Origin of the sequence: Streptomyces sp. NPDC012637, from assembly GCF_042954805.1 — a bacterium.
Lineage (GTDB): Bacteria > Actinomycetota > Actinomycetes > Streptomycetales > Streptomycetaceae > Streptomyces.
The window spans coordinates 323,400-339,370 of sequence record NZ_JBIBDS010000010.1 but is presented as its reverse complement, the minus strand read 5'-3'; the positions used below and the strand labels follow the sequence as shown (position 1 = coordinate 339,370).

The following is a 15,971-nucleotide window of genomic DNA, read 5'->3' as shown; positions in this document are numbered from 1 at the left end:
CAAGTGTCCCATGGGTGGGCAACGTGTTTTCTCCCCTGTGGACAACCTCGGAGTGCCGCCTTCCGTCTGGGAGAATGGCTGGTGCGAGGGAAACAAGGTCAGCAAGGACCAAGGAAGAAGGACGAACCGATCGTGGCTCAGAGCAGCACCGAGACCGACTGGGTCTCCCGTTTCGCGGACGAGGTCATCGCCGAGTCGGAGCGACGTGCGCCTGGCAAACCGGTCGTCGTCGCCTCCGGCCTCTCCCCGTCCGGCCCGATCCACCTGGGCAACCTGCGCGAGGTCATGACCCCGCACCTGGTCGCCGACGAGATCCGCCGCCGCGGCCACGAGGTCCGGCACCTGATCTCCTGGGACGACTACGACCGCTACCGCAAGGTGCCGAACGGCATCGCGGGCATCGACGAGTCCTGGGCCGAGCACATCGGCAAGCCGCTGACGTCCGTCCCGGCCCCGGCCGGCTCGCCGCACCCGAACTGGGCCGAGCACTTCAAGGCGGCCATGGTCGAGGCGCTCGCCGAGCTCGGCGTCGAGTACGACCCGATCAGCCAGACCGAGCAGTACACCTCCGGCGTCTACCGCGAGCAGATCCTGCACGCCATGCGCCACCGCGGCGACATCGACGCCATCCTCGACCAGTACCGGACGAAGAAGGCGCCGAAGAAGCAGTCCCAGAAGCCCGTCGACGAGGCCGAGCTGGAAGCCGCCGAGGGCTCCGGCGCGGCCGCCGAGGACGACGGCTCCGGCGGCGGCGCCGGCTACTTCCCGTACAAGCCGTACTGCGGCCGCTGCGAGAAGGACCTGACCACCGTCGGCTCGTACGACGACGAGACCACCGAGCTCGCCTACACCTGCTCCTCCTGCGGCTTCGCCGAGACCGTCAAGCTGAGCGAGTTCAACCGCGGCAAGCTGGTCTGGAAGGTCGACTGGCCCATGCGCTGGGCCTACGAGGGCGTCATCTTCGAGCCCTCCGGCGTCGACCACTCCTCGCCCGGCTCCTCCTTCCAGGTCGGCGGACAGATCGTCGGGATCTTCGGCGGCGTCCAGCCGATCGGCCCCATGTACGCCTTCGTCGGCATCAGCGGCATGGCCAAGATGTCCTCCTCCAAGGGCGGCGTCCCCACCGCGGCCGACGCGCTGGAGATCATGGAGCCCCAGCTCCTGCGCTGGCTGTACGCCCGCCGCAAGCCCAACCAGTCCTTCAAGATCGCCTTCGACCAGGAGATCCAGCGGCTCTACGACGAGTGGGACAAGCTGGAGGCCAAGGTCGCCGACGGCACCGTCCTCCCGGCCGACGCCGCCGCGTACGCACGCGCCGCCCGCACCGCGGCCGGCGAACTCCCGCGCACGCCGCGCCCCCTGCCGTACCGGACGCTCGCCTCGGTCGCGGACATCACCGCGGGCCACGACGAGCAGACCCTGCGCATCCTCGGCGAGCTCGACCCGGAGAACCCGGTCACCTCCCTCGACGAGGTCCGCCCGCGCCTGGACCGCGCCGAGAACTGGATCACCACCCAGGTCCCGGCCGACCAGCGCACCATCGTCCGCGAGGAGCCCGACACCGAGCTCCTCGGCTCCCTGGACGACGAGGGCCGCGAGTCGCTCCGACTGCTCCTGGAAGGCCTGGACAGCCACTGGTCCCTCGACGGCCTCACCACGCTCGTCTACGGCGTCCCGAAGGTCATGGCCGGCCTCACCCCCGAGGCCAAGCCCACCCCGGAGCTCAAGCTCGCCCAGCGCTCCTTCTTCGCCCTGCTCTACAAGCTCCTCGTCAGCCGCGAGACCGGCCCGCGTCTGCCGACGCTGCTGCTGGCGGTCGGTGCGGACCGGGTGCGCAAGCTGCTCGGCGCCTGATCCCTACCGCCGCCGGTCGGAGTCCGGCGCAGCCTCTCGAAGCCTGTGAGGCCCCTTGGGGCCGAGTGGTGCGAGGGGGCGGTGGTGCGAGGGGTCCGGCCCGCGTCTGCCGACGCTGCTGCTGGCGGTCGGCGCGGACCGGGTGCGCAAGCTGCTCGGCGCCTGATCCCTACCGCCGCCGGTCGGAGTCCGGCGCAGCCTCCCGAAGCCTGTGAGGCCCCTTGGGGCCGAGTGGTGCGAGGGGGCGGTGGTGCGAGGGGTCCGGCCCGCGTCTGCCGACGCTGCTGCCGGCGGCCGGCGCGGACCGGGTGCGCAAGCTGCTCGGCGCCTGATCCCCAACGGAAACCGCCCTCCTCCGAGTCGATCGGAGGAGGGCGGTGCCGTTTGGTGGTGTCGTACCCGTCGCGGCTACGGGGTGTGGGTCTCCGCCCACTCCTCCTCGATGCGGCGCCGCAGCTGCGGGGTCAGCTCCCGCAGGATCGACGCGCTGCGCGGGTGCGTGATCCCGTACGTGTCACTGAGCCATATGTCGAGCTGCTCGGAGTTCGGGAACTCCTGCTTCTCCTCGACGTAGTTCCACATCGCCTTGTACGCGGACTCGGCGAACTCGTCCAGCGACGGCTGCTCGTCCACGAACTCCTGGTACTCCTCGAACTGCTCCGGCCCCGGCGGCGGAACATCGTCCGGACCCTGCGGGATCGGCACCGGAATCGGCTCCAGGCCCTCCACGATCTGCGGGTCGTACGTGCCCTGGTACGCCTCCGGCGAGACCTGCTGGGCCACGAACCACGGGTTGCCGTCCTGCGAGGCCTCCGCAGCCGTCTGCGGCATCGGCTGCGGCATCGCCATCGGCGCCGGCTGCGTCTGGCCAGGGACCTGGGCCGGGACCTGGCCCGGGACCTGGGCCTGGACCGGAACCTGGCCCTGCGGGCGCGGCTGCTCCAGCTCCGGCGTCGCGCCTGCCGTCACAGCGACCTGGACCGGGGCCTGGACCCCGGCCTGGGCCGTCACCGGGGCCGGAGGCAGCAGCACGGGCTCGATGCCCGCCGCCGCCAGCCCCGCCGGCGCCGTCTCCGACAGCGGAACGCCCAGGTGCGCGAGCCGCAGCGGCATCAACGCCTCCACCGGCGCCTTGCGGCGCCACGCGCGCCCGAACCGGGCCTGCAGACGCGCCTGGTAGATCAGCCGGTCCTGCTCCAGCTTGATCACCTGCTCGTACGAGCGCAGCTCCCACAGCTTCATCCGCCGCCACAGCCGGAACGTCGGGATCGGCGACAGCAGCCAGCGCGTCAGCCGCACACCCTCCATGTGCTTGTCGGCCGTGATGTCCGCGATCCGGCCCACCGCGTGCCGCGCCGCCTCGACCGCGACCACGAACAGCACGGGGATGACCGCGTGCATGCCCACGCCCAGCGGGTCCGGCCAGGCCGCGGCGCCGTTGAAGGCGATGGTCGCCGCGGTCAGCAGCCAGGCCGTCTGCCGCAACAGCGGGAACGGTATGCGGATCCACGTCAGCAGCAGGTCCAGCGCGAGCAGCACACAGATGCCCGCGTCGATGCCGATCGGGAAGAAGTACGAGAAGGTGCCGAAGCCCTTGTCGACGGCGAGCTCGCGCACCGCCGCGTACGAGCCGGCGAATCCGATACCGGCGATGATCACCGCGCCCGCGACGACCAGGCCGATGAGTATCCGGTGCGTGCGTGTCAGCTGCATCGCGGCCACCCGCGATCCCTCCCGTCAATCGACATCTCGCGGGCACAGAGTGGCACATGCGCGCGAAGCCCGGCCCTCTGGGGAGGACCGGGCTCCGTGCGAATCCGTACAAACGGTGACGAGTTCGGCTACTTGTTGGCCGCCGCCACCGAGGCGACGGCCTCCTTGGCCGCCTTCAGCGCACCGTCCTGGATCGACTTCTCGGACGGGGTGTCGGCACCCGCGTAACCGGCGCCGTTGTAGGAGAGCAGGATCACGACGTTCCCCGTACGCGCCACCACCGACGCGTAACGGAAGTCCTCGTCGGTCTTGCGCAGTTCGTACGTGACCGTGTCGGCCTGGTCACCGACACCCGAGGCCTGCGTCGTACGCAGCTTCTTCGCACCCGCGGTGGCCTGGACCTTCGCCAGCTCCTTGGCGTAGTTGTCCGCCGCCCGCTCCTGCCCGCTGCCGAGCGTGGCGTCCGACTCGTAGCGGTAGAAGGAGACGTCGAGCCAGCGGTACTGCGAACCCTTCGTGCCCTTGTCCTCCAGGCCGTTCCACGAGCAGCCGCCGCGGCTGCCGGCGTCGCTGGAAGCGGCCTCCGTGCCCTTCTTGTTCTTCACCTTCGGCACGAGGCCCTCGACCGTCTTCGTCGACAGCGACTTGCAGATCTCCGGCAGCTTCGCGAACTTCGCGGGCTCCACCGCCTTCGTCGACTGCGTCGCCTTCGGCGTCGCGGAGGCCGAGGCCTGCTCACCGGAGCCGGAGCCCTTGTCGCCGGAGTCGGAGCCGGAGGAGCAGCCGGCGGCGACGAGCATCACCGGAACGGCGGCACAGGCGAGTATGCGGGAAAGTCGCTGGGCTGATCGCTGCATGGTTCCTTCAGTCGCTTGTCGTACGGTCCGGGCGGCCGGCTGCGTCCGGGCGGTCGGCGGCCGGCTGCCGACGGGCGGGATACGCCGACACGTTACGTGGTCCGGCCCCGCTCACGGAGCGGGGCCGGGCGGCTACTCCTCCAGCCGCTCCGCGAGCAGACGGGCCAGATTCCGGGCCTTTTCCTGCAGTTCCCTGCTGTCCGGGACCTCGGCGGAGGTGGTCGTCTGCTCCTCGTAGGAGACGGTGACGATGACGTTGGATGTGCGGAACACCACGCTCACGAGCCGCTTGGCACCGGACGGGCCGGGAGTGGCGAGCGTGTCCTTCAGGAAGGCCACCTCGCCGAGACCGTCGAGGACCCGGTCCTCGAGACCGGTGGTCGGCGAGCCGGGCGTGGTCGGGGCGGTGGCCGTGCCGGTGCCGGAACCGGCACCGGTCGAAGGAGTCGTCTGGGGCGGGGGCGGTGCCAGCGGCCCCTGGGCCTGATGGCCGGCCAGCGGGGAAGTCGCACCCGCGCCGGCGGACGGCGAGGCCGGGGTACCGGTCCCGGCGCCGCCGGCCTTGGCGGGCGGCGTGCCGCCACCCGACGGAGTGGCGGGCGTCGACGGAGCCGTCGGCGGCGCCGCGATGCCCGCGGCGGCCTGCTTCCGCCCGTACACCTCCTGCGCCCGGTCGTCGTCGCTCACGGTCGGGTCGTACGACACCACCCGCTCGACGTCGAGCGTCAGCCGGTGGGTGGCGTCCGGAGCATCCGACTTCCAGCCGCAGCCCACCCGGCGGTCCGTGTCGAAGGTGGGCGCCGCGGTCCCGCGGTACGTCCGGTCACGCTCGGGCTCCGGCAGCCCGGCGGCCCCCGGCAGAAGATCCTTGAGCGTCGACGGCGGTACGGCACCGCACGGCTCGAACAACGTGCGGTAGCGTCCGGGTGCCGCGGTGGGCGCGGCGGGACCCGCCTTGGAGTCGACCGTCTCGGCGTCCGGAGAGGCACCGGAGGAACAGCCCGACAGGCCGATCCCGAGACCGAGGGCGAGAGCGACCGCGGAGAGCGCCGCGGACCCGGACCGCCCCGGCGTGCGACCCGGTGCGTACGCCTTGCGCTGCACGATCCCAGGCTCCCTTCTCCGGGGGAGTCCCCCCGAAAACTGTTTGCTGCTCCGCATGGCGCAGTGAACACAATGTCTATCGCAAGCGCAGCCGTCGATGCCGGTCCGTAGTCACCTGTACGGGCTTTGGCTCCGGTTTTTGCGTTATCAGACTTTTCGGGGGAAGTGGGTAGGTATGTCGTACGTAGAGGTGCCGGGCGCGAAGGTGCCCATCCGGATGTGGACGGATCCGGGGTCGGTCGAGGACGGCGCGATGCGGCAGCTGCAGAACACCGCCACGCTGCCCTGGATCAAGGGCCTGGCCGTGATGCCGGATGTGCATTACGGCAAGGGTGCGACGGTCGGTTCGGTGATCGCGATGCGGGGCGCGGTGTGCCCGGCGGCGGTCGGCGTGGACATCGGCTGCGGCATGTCCGCCGTCAAGACGTCGCTGACCGTGAACGACCTGCCGGGTGATCTTTCGCGGCTGCGGTCGAAGATCGAGCAGGCGATTCCGGTGGGGCGGGGGATGCACCGGGAGATGGTGGACCCGGGGCGGCTGTACCGGTTCCCTACGGCGGGCTTCGGGGACCTGTGGTCGCGGTTCGACACGGTCGCGGACTCGGTCAAGTTCGTTCGCGGGCGGGCTGAAAAGCAGATGGGAACCCTCGGTGGAGGGAATCACCTGATCGAAGTCTGTCTTGATGAGGCAGGTTCGGTCTGGCTGATGCTTCACTCCGGCTCTCGGAACATCGGCAAGGAGCTCGCCGAGTACCACATCGGCGTGGCGCAGAGGCTCTCCCACAACCAGGGACTGGTGGACCGTGACCTTGCGGTGTTCCTGTCGGACACGCCGCAGATGGAGGCCTACCGGAACGATCTCTACTGGGCCCAGGAGTACGCGAAGTACAACCGTGCCGTCATGATGGCGCTCCTGCAGGAGGTCATGCGACGGGAGTTCCGGAAGGCGAAGGTCACCTTCGAACCCGTGATCTCCTGCCACCACAACTACGTGGCGGAGGAGCGGTACGAGGGCATGGACCTGCTGGTCACCCGCAAGGGTGCGATCCGCGCGGGATCCGGAGAGTTCGGGATCATCCCGGGATCCATGGGCACCAGCTCGTACATCGTGAAGGGACTCGGCAACGAGGCCGCGTTCAACTCGGCTTCGCACGGGGCGGGCCGCCGGATGAGCCGGAGCGCGGCGAAGCGGCGGTTCACCGTCCGGGACCTGGAGGAGCAGACGCGGGGCGTGGAGTGCCGCAAGGACGCCGGTGTACTCGACGAGATCCCCGGCGCCTACAAGCCGATCGAGCAGGTCATGGAGCAGCAGCAGGACCTGGTCGAGGTCGTCGCGAAGCTGAAGCAGGTCGTGAACGTGAAGGGTTGAGGGTGAAACCGGTGCGGGTGTCGCGTCAGCGACACCCTGCCGGCCGTGCGGGTCAGAGTTCGCGGTGGACCTTGGTGTTGGAGGCCTGGGCGCGGGGGCGGACGACCAAGAGGTCGATGTTGACGTGGGGCGGACGGGTGCAGGCCCAGGTGATGGTGTCGGCGACGTCGTCGGCGGACAACGGTTCGGCCACGCCCGCGTAGACCTTGGCGGCCTTCTCGGTGTCGCCGCGGAAGCGGGTGGTGGCGAACTCCTCGGTCCTGACCATGCCCGGGGCGACCTCGATGACGCGGACCGGGGTGCCGACGATCTCCAGGCGGAGGGTCTCGGCGAGGACGCGGGCGCCGTTCTTGGCGGCGACGTAGCCCGCGCCGCCCTCGTAGGTGGCGTGGCCGGCGGTGGAGGAGACGACGACCACGGTGCCGTCGCCGCTGGCGGTGAGGGCGGGGAGCAGGGCCTGGGTGAGGTTGAGGGTGCCGATGACGTTGACCTCGTACATCCGGCGCCAGTCGTCGGGGTCGCCGGTGGCGACGGGGTCGGCGCCGAGTGCGCCGCCGGCGTTGTTGACCAGGACGCCGAGGGTGGGGAACGCGGTCGCGAACTCGTCGACGGCGGCGCGGTCGGTGACGTCGAGGGCGTAGGCGGTGGCCTGGTGGCCGGCCTCGTTGATCTCGGCGGCCAGGGCCTCGATGCGGTCCTTGCGGCGGGCGGTCAGGACGACGCGGTAGCCGGCGGCGGCGAGCTGTCGGGCGGTGGCCGCGCCGATGCCGCTGCTCGCTCCGGTGACGACGGCGATGGGCTTGCCGGGGGCGGTCATGACGGGCTCCTCGCGCGGGTGGTCGTGGTGTCGATCGTTCGATCGCGTCGTCAGGATAGGCGGGGTGGCCTTGGGGCCGGTGGGCCGGTGGGTGAGGGCGCGGTGAGGCGCGCGATGGGGCGCGCTGTGGGGCGGGGCGTGTCCCGGGGGCCGGGACACGCGACTGACAGGTAGTCAGAATATATGGGGATCAATCGGTATCTTCGGGGCATGAGTGCAATGCGCAAGGCCCTGTTCGGTGCGGCCCTGACGGCTGCCCTGGTGGGCGGTACGGGTACGGGTACGGGTGTGGCGGCGGGCGTGGGGGCCGAGGCGGACCTGGCCCACCACGGGCATGCCTCCCTGTGGGACGGGCGGCTGGGTGTCTGGCTGGTGAGCGAGAACCACGGGCCCTCGGACGTCTCCCAGGCGACCGTCCGGCTCGCCTTCTCGGAGCCCATGGCGGGCGGTCAGGAGCTGCCGCCGTCCTGTCTGTGGAGCAGTGACCGGGTGGTCTCCTGCCGTACGGGCGAGCTGCGGGCGGCCGGTGTGGCCGACGAGCTCGCGCTCGACCTGCGGACGGTGGGGCGGCCGGACGAGCTGACCGTGGACATCCGCACGGTCTGGCGGGACGGCGTGGCCGACGCGAACCCGCGGAACGACCGGCACCACGTCCTGGTCCTCGCCACCGGCGACCCGTACGTCTTCTGACGGCGCGGGTGCCGGGGCCGGCGCCGGGTTTGGTGACGGGGCGGGTGCCGTGCCGGTGGCGGGGCGGGTGCGGTGGCCTGGTCGGCTGCCGTGTGGCGGCCGTCGTGTGAGACTCGATCCGTGATCGTCGAACGCGCGTACGCCCATGTCGCCTCCTATGACGAGGGCGAGTGGCCCTGGTCGGTGCCGTGCGTGCGTCAGCTCATGGCCGAGGGGCTGCGCTTCGACGCGCCCGTCACCTTCCTGGTCGGTGAGAACGGCTCCGGCAAGTCCACCCTGGTCGAGGCGCTCGCCGAGGGCTTCGGGCTCGACTCCTGGGGCGGCTCGCACGACTGGCGCTATGCCACCTCGCGCGGCAGGTCGGTGCTCGGTGAGCGGATCCGCTTCGACGCCGCGCCGCGCGGGCGCCGGATGCTGGGGAGCCGCGCGGCGCGCAAGGGTTTCTTCCTGCGGGCCGAGACGGCGCTCGACGCGCTGGACCGGGAGGGCTTCGCGCCCGATGCGGTGAGTCATGGCGAGGGCTTTCTGGCGGCGTTCCGGGAGAAGTTCCTGCTGCCCGGGCTGTACGTGATGGACGAGCCGGAGGCCGCGCTGTCCTTCACCTCGTGCCTGGAGCTGCTGGGGCATGTGGACCAGTTGGTGAAGCGGGGCGGCCAGGTCGTGTGCGCCACGCACTCGCCGCTGCTGACGGCCCTGCCGGGTGCCGACATCGTGGAGGTCGGCGAGCACGGGATGCGCCGGGTGGCCTGGGCGGAGTTGGGCGTGGTCGACCACTGGCGCCGTTATCTGGCGGACCCGCGGAGCTATCTGCGGCACGTCCTCGAGGACTAGGCCGCCTCCTCCGGACGCCGGCCGGTCCGCGGCGGCCTGTCCGGCCCTGACCCGAAGGAAACGGCCTCGTCGCAGCCCTTGGGGCGGTCTCCCTGGCCTTTCCGGGCTTCCGGGCTTCCGGGCCTCGGGTCCCCTGGCTTTCGGATGCCGGCGGGCTACAGCGGGGTCGTGTAGCCGTCGGGGCGGACCAGGAGGGTGTCGCGGCGGGCGGGGTCGGCCCAGGTGGCGTGTATGACGCGGTCGCGGGCGACGGGGGCCGTTCGGGGCGGGGCCGGGGTGGTGCCGTCGGGGGTGATCAGGACGAACTCGCCCGCGCGCAGCAGTTCGTACAGCCGGCCCTCGCGCAGCTCGAGGTCGGGGACCCGGCGCGTCTCGGGGCCGTAGGTGATGCCGATTCCGCTGATCAGGCCCATCGCCCGGGCGGCCGCGGGCCGGATGCCGCCGAGGAGTCGGGCGGCGAGGTCGCGGGCGGTCCGCTGGAGTGGGGTGCGGGCCATGGCGAGCCGGACGATGGTGCCGCTGCTGCGCAGCACCTTCCTGCCGACGGGGTGCCGCTCCGCCTGGTAGCCGTCGAGCAGGGCCTCGGGGTCGGGTGCCTCGCCGCGCAGCACCGCGGTGAGTCGCCAGGAGAGGTTGGCGGCGTCCTGGAGGCCGGTGTTCATGCCCTGGCCGCCGGCGGGGGAGTGGACGTGGGCGGCGTCGCCGGCGAGGAAGACCCGGCCGGAGCGGTAGGCGGGTGCCTGACGCTCGTCGCTGTGGAACCGGGAGATCCAGCGGGCGTCGTGCATGCCGAAGTCGCTGCCGAGGGCCTGTCGGGCGATGGACCTGACCTCGTCGAGGTCGACCGGCGCGTCGTCGGCGACCTGCCGGCGGCGGTCCCAGCCCATCACCCGGTACCAGCCGTCGCCGAAGGGGGCGACGAACGCGAAGGCGTTCCCGGAGGGGGAGGCGGCGACCGTGAGGAGCCGGCCGGGTTCCTTCGTGAGCCGGACGTCCGCGAGCACGATCGAGCGGATCACGGAGGCGCCGGGGAAGGGCAGGCCGAGGGCGGAGCGGACCGCGCTGCGGACGCCGTCGGTGCCGACGAGGTGGCGGGCCCGGAGCGTCGCCGGACCGTCGGGTCCCGTGAGTTCCGCGGTGACCCCGTCGGTGTCCTGGCGCAGGCCGCGGAGCTCCATGCCGTACCGGAACTCCACACCCGCGGACTGTGCCCGGCGCTGGAGCAGGCGCTCGACCTCGTACTGGGGGGTGATGAGCAGGAAGGGGAAGCGGGAGGGCAGCCGGGAGAGGTCGAGGGACAGCCGGCCGAAGAGGCGCAGGTCGGTGATCGGCGTGCCGGTGGCGACCAGTTCGTCCGCGAGGCCGCGGGCGTCGAGCTGTTCGAGGGTGCGGGCGTGGACGCCGAAGGCGCGGGTCAGGTTCGAGCGGCCCTCGGGGCGGCGTTCGGCGACCGTGACCCTGAGTCCGGCGGCGGCGAGGTCCCCGGCGAGGAGCAGGCCGGTGGGGCCCGCGCCGACGACGAGCACGTCGGTGTCGAAGGGGGCCGGTGAGGTGGTCGGGGAGGTGGGGGTGCCGGGGGTGCCCGTGGTGCTCATCGCTGCCTCCAGGGTGCCTACGTCCGTTGGCCAACGTGTGTTGGTCAACGCTTGTTGGCAAATGTAGACCCGTCCGCGACGCACTGTCAACGGCTGTTGGCCTACACTTGTTGGCATGACGACCGCACGCCGTTCCGACGCCACCCGCGCCGCGATCCTCGACGCCGCCCGCGAGCGCTTCGCCGCGGACGGGTACGAGCGCGCGACGATCCGCTCCATCGCGCGCGACGCCGGGATCGACCCGTCGATGGTCATGCGCTACTACGGCAACAAGGAGGGGCTGTTCGCCGCCGCCTCCACGATCGAGCTGGAACTCCCCGAGCTCGGCTCGCTGCCCGCCCGGCACGCCGGTGCCGCCCTGGTCACCCACTTCCTCGACCGCTGGGAGCGCGACGACGTCCTGACCGGACTGCTGAGGGTCGGCGTCACCAACGAGGCGGGGGCCGAGCGGATGCAGCGGCTCTTCGCGGAGCAGATCGGTCCGGTCGTCGCCGGCGTCTGCCCCGACCCCGCGGACGCGCCGCGCCGCGCCGGGCTCGTCGCCTCCCAGATACTCGGCATGGCGCTCGCCCGATACGTACTGCGCCTCGGCCCGCTCGTCGAGATGGGCCGCGAGGACGTGGTGGCCTGGCTCGGGCCGACCGTGCAGCGCTATCTGACCGCCGAGGGGCCCTGAAACCGGCGGCGGTCACGGGCGCGCAGCCGCATTCCCTGTCCCGTACGATTTCTGCATGACGCAGAAGAAAGCCGGCGGCGGCAGGGACGCGCTGATGGCCGAGATGCAGGGCGAGGCGCGTCGTTACATGGCCTCGTACGCCCTGTTCAACCAGGCCGTCGCCGATCATCTGCGCCTGCACCCGACCGACGTCCAGTGCCTCAGCCTGCTGAGCCTGGAGGGGGAGCCGGTCACCATCGGGCGGGTCGCCGAGCTCACCGGGCTCACCACCGGTTCCGCCACCCGGCTCGTGGACCGGCTCGAACGCGCCGGATACGTCCGGCGCGAGCGCGACGCCGAGGACCGGCGCCGGGTCATGGTGGCGTCGGTTCCCGAGAAGGCGGCCGAACTCGGCGCGTTCTGGCGGCGGCTCAACCGCACCTGGGCCGAGCTCTTCGACGCGTACGACGACGCCGGGATCGCCCTGCTCACCGACTACATGCGGCGCACGGTCGACGTGAGCGCGGCCCAGGTCGAGCGGCTGCGCTCGGGGGAGTTCGACTCCGACTGAGGGGAGCGGTCGGCCCGCCGCCGCTCAGCGCGCGGCTGGCGTGCCGCCGAACTCCCGGACCGCGTCCGTCACGATCGCCTCCAGGCGCGCGTGGTGGGCGCCCCGCCAGTAGACCCGCTCGCACTCGGTGCACTGGGCGAAGACGTCGTACGTGTTCTCCGTGCCCTTCTCCAGCCGCTCCCGCACCGTGTCCTTGTCGGCCTCCGCGAGCGGTCCGTTGCAGGCCGTGCAGCGGGTCCACGGCGCGAGCGGCGGCGCGAACCGCTCCAGAACGTCGCGCAGTTGGTCGTCGGGCCGGTCGCTGTAGACGTAGGCGCCGGCCCACAGCTCGCGGCGGCGCAGCAGCCCGCGGTCGCGGGACAGCATCACGCGCCGCTCCTTCGCGGAGAGCGCGGCCAGGGCCGGGTCGCCGATGTCCTCGCTCTCGTACGCGGCGTCGACGCCGAGCAGCCGGAGCCGCCGGGCCAGCGTCCCGAGGTGGACGTCCAGGAGGAAGCGGAGCGGGGCGCCCGGAACGGACTGTGGCCGCTCGACGCCCTCCACGTCGACGGTCTCGCCGGCCGCGGGGACGTGCGAGGGCGCGACGGGCCGGCCGTTCACGAGCAGCCGCCCGGTCTCGGTCAGCGGGACGCCGAGCGACTCCACGACATGGCCGAGCGAGGAGGCGCCGTCCGTGGCGACCGCGGTGTGCCCCGCGCGCCGTTCCGCCGAGACGAAGAGCCGCAGGGCGGGGGCGAAGCTGATCTGGATCTCCGGTCCGTTCACGCAGCCAGGATGGCACCGCGCGTCACTTCCCGGCCAGGCAATTCCGCCGCCACACGGCGTGCCCGGCGGTCGCGGGGTCGCCGCCCGCCCGGCCCACTCGGCGGTCGCGGGGCGCCGCCCGCGCGGGGTGTCCAGCGGTCGCGGGGCTGCCGCCCGCCCGGCCCACTCGGCGGTCGCGGGGCGCCGCCCGCGCGGGGTGTCCAGCGGTCGCGGGGCTGCCGCCCGCCCGGCCCGCCCGGTCGTCGTGCCCCCGCTCGCCGGCGGGACCGGGCGCCGGGCGGGCCGCACGGTACGGTCGCCGTATGAAGATCGTTGACCTCGAGCCCGGTGACCCGCGCCTGGAGACCGACCTGCTGCCGGTGCTCCGCGAGCTGCGGCCGCATCTCACGGCGGAACTCTTCCGCGACATCTACGCGACCGGGCACGCCCAGGGCCTGCGCTTCAGCGCGGCCTACGCCGACGACGGACGCTGCGTCGGGGCCGCCGGATGGCGGATCATCGTCAACACCAGTTCGCTCAAGAAGCTTTACGTGGACGACCTGGTGACCAGCGAGGACGCCCGCTCCGGCGGCGTCGGGAACGCGATGGTCGCGCACCTGGAGGCGCACGCCCGCGAGGCCGGCTGCTACGAACTCAACCTGGACTCCGGCACCCACCGCACCGGGGCCCACCGCTTCTACCTGCGCGAGCGCTTCGACATCGTCGCCTTCCACTTCACCCGGGAGCTCAGGCCTCTGCAGTGAGGCCGGCCGGAGCCAGGTCGAGGCGCCAGGCGTTGCAGCGCATCGGCCGGCCCGGCGGGTACTCGAAGTCCCGCTCGCCGAGCAGGGTGAAGCCGGCCTTGCGGCACACCGCGTTCGAGGGCCCGTTGTCCGTCGACGGGAAGGCGAACAGCGACCGGAACCGGCCCTCCGCCCGCGCCTTCCCGATCAGCGCGCGCGTCGCCGCCGTGGCCACGCCCCGGCCCTGGAGACCGGCCAGGATCGTCCAGCCCGTCTCGTACACCTGCTCGCCCTCCCAGGACGTCTCCCAGAAGCCGATCGCGCCGGCCGGGCGGCCCTCCGGCAGCACCTCGATCCGGAACATGCACCCAGGACGGTCGGGGTCGGCGCCCAGCTCGACGTACCGCCTCTGACGGACGACGAGCTGCTCCTCGCTCTCCGGGCCGCCCAGATGCTCCGTCAACTCCGGCGCGTTCACCGCCTGGAGCAGCGCGAAGTCCTCGTCCGCCCACGGTTCCAGGCGGACCGTGCCCTCACCGGTCCTGCCGGCGGTGTCGCTCGTCATGAGCCGCACCCTAGGTCAGGGCACTGACAACGCCCGTGCGTACGCGGTCGGCGGCACCCCGATCGTCGCCGTGAAGTCCCTTACGAGATGGGCCTGGTCGCTGTACCCGAGGTCGGCGGCGAGCGCGGCCCAGTCCGGGGGCGTGGCGGCGGGGCCCGACTCGGCGCGTTCCAGGGCCTCGTGGATGCGGTAGCGGAGGATGACCCACTTCGGGCCGACGCCGACGTGGGAGGCGAACAGGCGCTGGAGCGAGCGCGGCGAGAGCCCGGCGGCCCGGGCCAGCGCGGACACCCGGCGCACGGTGCGGTCGGCGCGGACCAGGTCCACCAGCGCCATCGCCTGCTCGGCGGCCGGATCGGCGGCTGGCCCGTGGGCCAGCAGGAACGCGTCGAGCGCCGCCACGCGCGCGTGGTCCTCGTCCGGGGACAGCACGCGCGCGAGGAGGCCGGACGGAGAGGCGGAGTGCGCATCCTCAGCCCCGTCGCCGGCCTCGCTGCCGAAGGCCGCGGCCAGCGGGACGATCCTGCCCGTCCAGTGCGAGACCGGCCACGCGGGCGCGAACGGTCGGAAGCCGCCCGGCCGGAACTGCACACCGCAGACCCGGCCGCGGCCGGTCAGCTTCTTCGTGAAGAGCTCCAGGCCGATGCCCGAGACGACTGCCGAGTCCGTGACCGCGGAGTCCGTGACGGCCGAGTCCGCGCCCGCCGAGTCCGCGACCGCAGACCCCCCGACCGCCCACCCCCTGTCCCCAGACCCCCCGTCCCCAGGCCCCCCGACCGCCGACTCCGCGGCGGCCGGGTTCCCGTCGGCCGGACCGCGCGGCTCGGCCGACCGCTCGAAGACGACGTTCACGGACGGGTGCGGGACGACATGGGTCGCGTACGGCTCGGCGAGGTCCCAGTCGATCAGCCAGTAGTGCTCCAGGTACGGCCGGAGCCCGGGCGCGGGCACGTGCCGGCGGAACCGGACGCGGGCGAGCAGTTCGGCCGGGTCCACGATGCCTCGGGTGTCACGGCGCGGTGCGGGACCGGGGTCGGTCATGCTCCGATGCTAGGCCGACTCCCCGCCGCCAGGCCGACTCCCCGCCGAGCCGGGCGCCGGTGGCGGGTTTCTTCAAGACGGGCGGTGGCGCCCCGCCTAGCGTCGGACCCATGACGTACGACGACCGGCAACAGCAGGATCACCGCATCGCCGCTCTGCTCGGCTCCGCCGCCGCCCTCGCCGTGCCCCTGGTGCGGGCCACGACGGACGAGGAGCTCGGCGCGCCCACGCCCTGTGCCGACTACGACGTGCGCGGGCTGCTCGACCACCTCTTCCGGGTCGTCGAGAACTTCCGGCTGCTCGCCGCCAAGCAGCCGTCCGACTTCTCCGGCGCCGACCCCGAACGGCTCGCCGATCCGGAGTGGCGGACGCGCTTCGAGGAGGAGACCGGGCGGCTGGTCGCCGCCTGGGCCGAGCCCGGCGCGGAGGAGGGGACGACCGGGGCGATGGACATGCCGGCGCGGACGGTCGGCGCGATGGTGCTGCTCGACCTGACCGTGCACGTCTGGGACCTGGCCCGGGCCACCGGCCGGGCCTACGAGCCGGACCCTGTGGTCGTGACGGTGCTCGCCGGCGAGGTGGCCCGCATGGCGCCGATGGCCCGCGAGATGGGCGTCTTCGGCGCCGAGGTGGAGCTGCCCGAGGGCGCCTCCCCGTTCGAGCGGCTGCTCGCGGTGACGGGACGCGACCCGAGGATCTGGGCGGCCGCGGTCTGACCGCCCTGCCGGCCGTGCACCGTGCAGGCCGTGCATGCCGTACCTGCCGTGCAGGCCGTACATGCCTACGTCCCGTGCTGGCCGTGCGCGGCGCACCCGCCGTGTG

Annotated in this window: 16 protein-coding genes; 8 read left to right on the top strand and 8 right to left on the bottom strand. The window is 72.6% G+C overall.

All coding sequences use genetic code 11. The annotated features are described in order from the left end of the window. Positions 1-132: 132 nt before the first annotated feature. Positions 133-1,854, top strand: coding sequence for a lysine--tRNA ligase (gene lysS / locus ACFY8W_RS34555; protein WP_391114130.1), 1,722 nt, complete (start codon positions 133-135; stop codon positions 1,852-1,854). A 408-nt stretch (positions 1,855-2,262) separates the two neighbouring features. Here the strand turns inward: lysS and ACFY8W_RS34550 are convergent, their stop codons facing one another. The 3 genes from ACFY8W_RS34550 to ACFY8W_RS34540 form a co-directional block, all read right to left on the bottom strand. Then, positions 2,263-3,576, bottom strand: coding sequence for a DUF2637 domain-containing protein (locus ACFY8W_RS34550; RefSeq protein WP_391114127.1), 1,314 nt, complete (start codon positions 3,574-3,576; stop codon positions 2,263-2,265). Positions 3,577-3,695: 119 nt separating this feature from the next. Further along, positions 3,696-4,424, bottom strand: coding sequence for a DUF3558 domain-containing protein (locus tag ACFY8W_RS34545; RefSeq protein ID WP_391114125.1), 729 nt, complete (start codon positions 4,422-4,424; stop codon positions 3,696-3,698). A gap of 132 nt (positions 4,425-4,556) precedes the next feature. After that, on the bottom strand, positions 4,557-5,528 hold the full coding sequence (locus ACFY8W_RS34540; protein ID WP_391114123.1) for a DUF3558 domain-containing protein: 972 nt from the start codon (positions 5,526-5,528) through the stop codon (positions 4,557-4,559). A gap of 175 nt (positions 5,529-5,703) precedes the next feature. Here ACFY8W_RS34540 and ACFY8W_RS34535 point away from each other — a divergent pair, with 175 nt between their 5' ends. Further along, complete coding sequence (locus ACFY8W_RS34535; RefSeq protein WP_391114120.1) at positions 5,704-6,897, top strand: RtcB family protein; 1,194 nt, start codon at positions 5,704-5,706, stop codon at positions 6,895-6,897. A 52-nt stretch (positions 6,898-6,949) separates the two neighbouring features. Here ACFY8W_RS34535 and ACFY8W_RS34530 read toward each other — a convergent pair whose 3' ends face one another. Beyond that, on the bottom strand, positions 6,950-7,714 hold the full coding sequence (locus ACFY8W_RS34530; RefSeq protein ID WP_391114117.1) for an SDR family NAD(P)-dependent oxidoreductase: 765 nt from the start codon (positions 7,712-7,714) through the stop codon (positions 6,950-6,952). Positions 7,715-7,924: 210 nt separating this feature from the next. Here ACFY8W_RS34530 and ACFY8W_RS34525 point away from each other — a divergent pair, with 210 nt between their 5' ends. Further along, the gene (locus ACFY8W_RS34525) at positions 7,925-8,404 is read left to right on the top strand and encodes a hypothetical protein (RefSeq protein WP_391114115.1); all 480 of its coding nucleotides are present in this window, start codon (positions 7,925-7,927) and stop codon (positions 8,402-8,404) included. A gap of 120 nt (positions 8,405-8,524) precedes the next feature. Continuing rightward, complete coding sequence (locus tag ACFY8W_RS34520; protein ID WP_391114113.1) at positions 8,525-9,235, top strand: AAA family ATPase; 711 nt, start codon at positions 8,525-8,527, stop codon at positions 9,233-9,235. A gap of 155 nt (positions 9,236-9,390) precedes the next feature. Here the strand turns inward: ACFY8W_RS34520 and ACFY8W_RS34515 are convergent, their stop codons facing one another. Further along, positions 9,391-10,830, bottom strand: coding sequence for an FAD-dependent monooxygenase (locus ACFY8W_RS34515; protein ID WP_391114110.1), 1,440 nt, complete (start codon positions 10,828-10,830; stop codon positions 9,391-9,393). 115 nt (positions 10,831-10,945) lie between these two features. Here ACFY8W_RS34515 and ACFY8W_RS34510 point away from each other — a divergent pair, with 115 nt between their 5' ends. Both ACFY8W_RS34510 and ACFY8W_RS34505 read left to right on the top strand, forming a co-directional pair. Then, complete coding sequence (locus ACFY8W_RS34510; protein ID WP_391114108.1) at positions 10,946-11,506, top strand: TetR family transcriptional regulator; 561 nt, start codon at positions 10,946-10,948, stop codon at positions 11,504-11,506. A 55-nt stretch (positions 11,507-11,561) separates the two neighbouring features. Continuing rightward, entirely contained in the window at positions 11,562-12,056 is a 495-nt protein-coding gene (locus ACFY8W_RS34505; protein ID WP_391114105.1) for a MarR family transcriptional regulator, read from the top strand. A gap of 24 nt (positions 12,057-12,080) precedes the next feature. Here the strand turns inward: ACFY8W_RS34505 and ACFY8W_RS34500 are convergent, their stop codons facing one another. After that, complete coding sequence (locus tag ACFY8W_RS34500) at positions 12,081-12,821, bottom strand: Mut7-C RNAse domain-containing protein (protein ID WP_391114102.1); 741 nt, start codon at positions 12,819-12,821, stop codon at positions 12,081-12,083. Between the two features lie 302 nt (positions 12,822-13,123). Between ACFY8W_RS34500 and ACFY8W_RS34495 the strand changes: the two genes are divergently transcribed. Next, a complete protein-coding gene (locus ACFY8W_RS34495) occupies positions 13,124-13,564 on the top strand; it encodes a GNAT family N-acetyltransferase (RefSeq protein WP_391114099.1) in 441 nt (146 codons plus the stop codon). Here ACFY8W_RS34495 and ACFY8W_RS34490 read toward each other — a convergent pair. Together ACFY8W_RS34490 and ACFY8W_RS34485 are read right to left on the bottom strand one after the other, a co-directional pair. Further along, positions 13,548-14,108, bottom strand: a complete 561-nt coding sequence (locus tag ACFY8W_RS34490; RefSeq protein WP_391114097.1) for a GNAT family N-acetyltransferase — start codon at positions 14,106-14,108, stop codon at positions 13,548-13,550. The genes ACFY8W_RS34495 and ACFY8W_RS34490 overlap by 17 nt on opposite strands. 15 nt (positions 14,109-14,123) lie before the next feature. Next, positions 14,124-15,149, bottom strand: coding sequence for a DUF6597 domain-containing transcriptional factor (locus ACFY8W_RS34485; RefSeq protein ID WP_391114094.1), 1,026 nt, complete (start codon positions 15,147-15,149; stop codon positions 14,124-14,126). A gap of 110 nt (positions 15,150-15,259) precedes the next feature. Between ACFY8W_RS34485 and ACFY8W_RS34480 the strand changes: the two genes are divergently transcribed. Beyond that, entirely contained in the window at positions 15,260-15,865 is a 606-nt protein-coding gene (locus ACFY8W_RS34480) for a TIGR03086 family metal-binding protein (protein ID WP_391114092.1), read from the top strand. Positions 15,866-15,971: the final 106 nt, after the last annotated feature.

Excerpts from the sequence above, each read along its gene's own strand:
- ACFY8W_RS34515 (WP_391114110.1), bottom strand. The coding sequence starts at position 10,830 with ATGAGCACCACGGGCACCCCCGGCACCCCCACCTCCCCGACCACCTCA.
- ACFY8W_RS34525 (WP_391114115.1), top strand. The coding sequence starts at position 7,925 with ATGAGTGCAATGCGCAAGGCCCTGTTCGGTGCGGCCCTGACGGCTGCC.
- ACFY8W_RS34545 (WP_391114125.1), bottom strand. The coding sequence starts at position 4,424 with ATGCAGCGATCAGCCCAGCGACTTTCCCGCATACTCGCCTGTGCCGCC.
- ACFY8W_RS34480 (WP_391114092.1), top strand. The coding sequence starts at position 15,260 with ATGACGTACGACGACCGGCAACAGCAGGATCACCGCATCGCCGCTCTG.
- ACFY8W_RS34535 (WP_391114120.1), top strand. The coding sequence starts at position 5,704 with ATGTCGTACGTAGAGGTGCCGGGCGCGAAGGTGCCCATCCGGATGTGG.
- ACFY8W_RS34495 (WP_391114099.1), top strand. The coding sequence starts at position 13,124 with ATGAAGATCGTTGACCTCGAGCCCGGTGACCCGCGCCTGGAGACCGAC.
- ACFY8W_RS34510 (WP_391114108.1), top strand. The coding sequence starts at position 10,946 with ATGACGACCGCACGCCGTTCCGACGCCACCCGCGCCGCGATCCTCGAC.
- ACFY8W_RS34530 (WP_391114117.1), bottom strand. The coding sequence starts at position 7,714 with ATGACCGCCCCCGGCAAGCCCATCGCCGTCGTCACCGGAGCGAGCAGC.
- ACFY8W_RS34485 (WP_391114094.1), bottom strand. The coding sequence starts at position 15,149 with ATGACCGACCCCGGTCCCGCACCGCGCCGTGACACCCGAGGCATCGTG.
- ACFY8W_RS34490 (WP_391114097.1), bottom strand. The coding sequence starts at position 14,108 with ATGACGAGCGACACCGCCGGCAGGACCGGTGAGGGCACGGTCCGCCTG.
- ACFY8W_RS34505 (WP_391114105.1), top strand. The coding sequence starts at position 11,562 with ATGACGCAGAAGAAAGCCGGCGGCGGCAGGGACGCGCTGATGGCCGAG.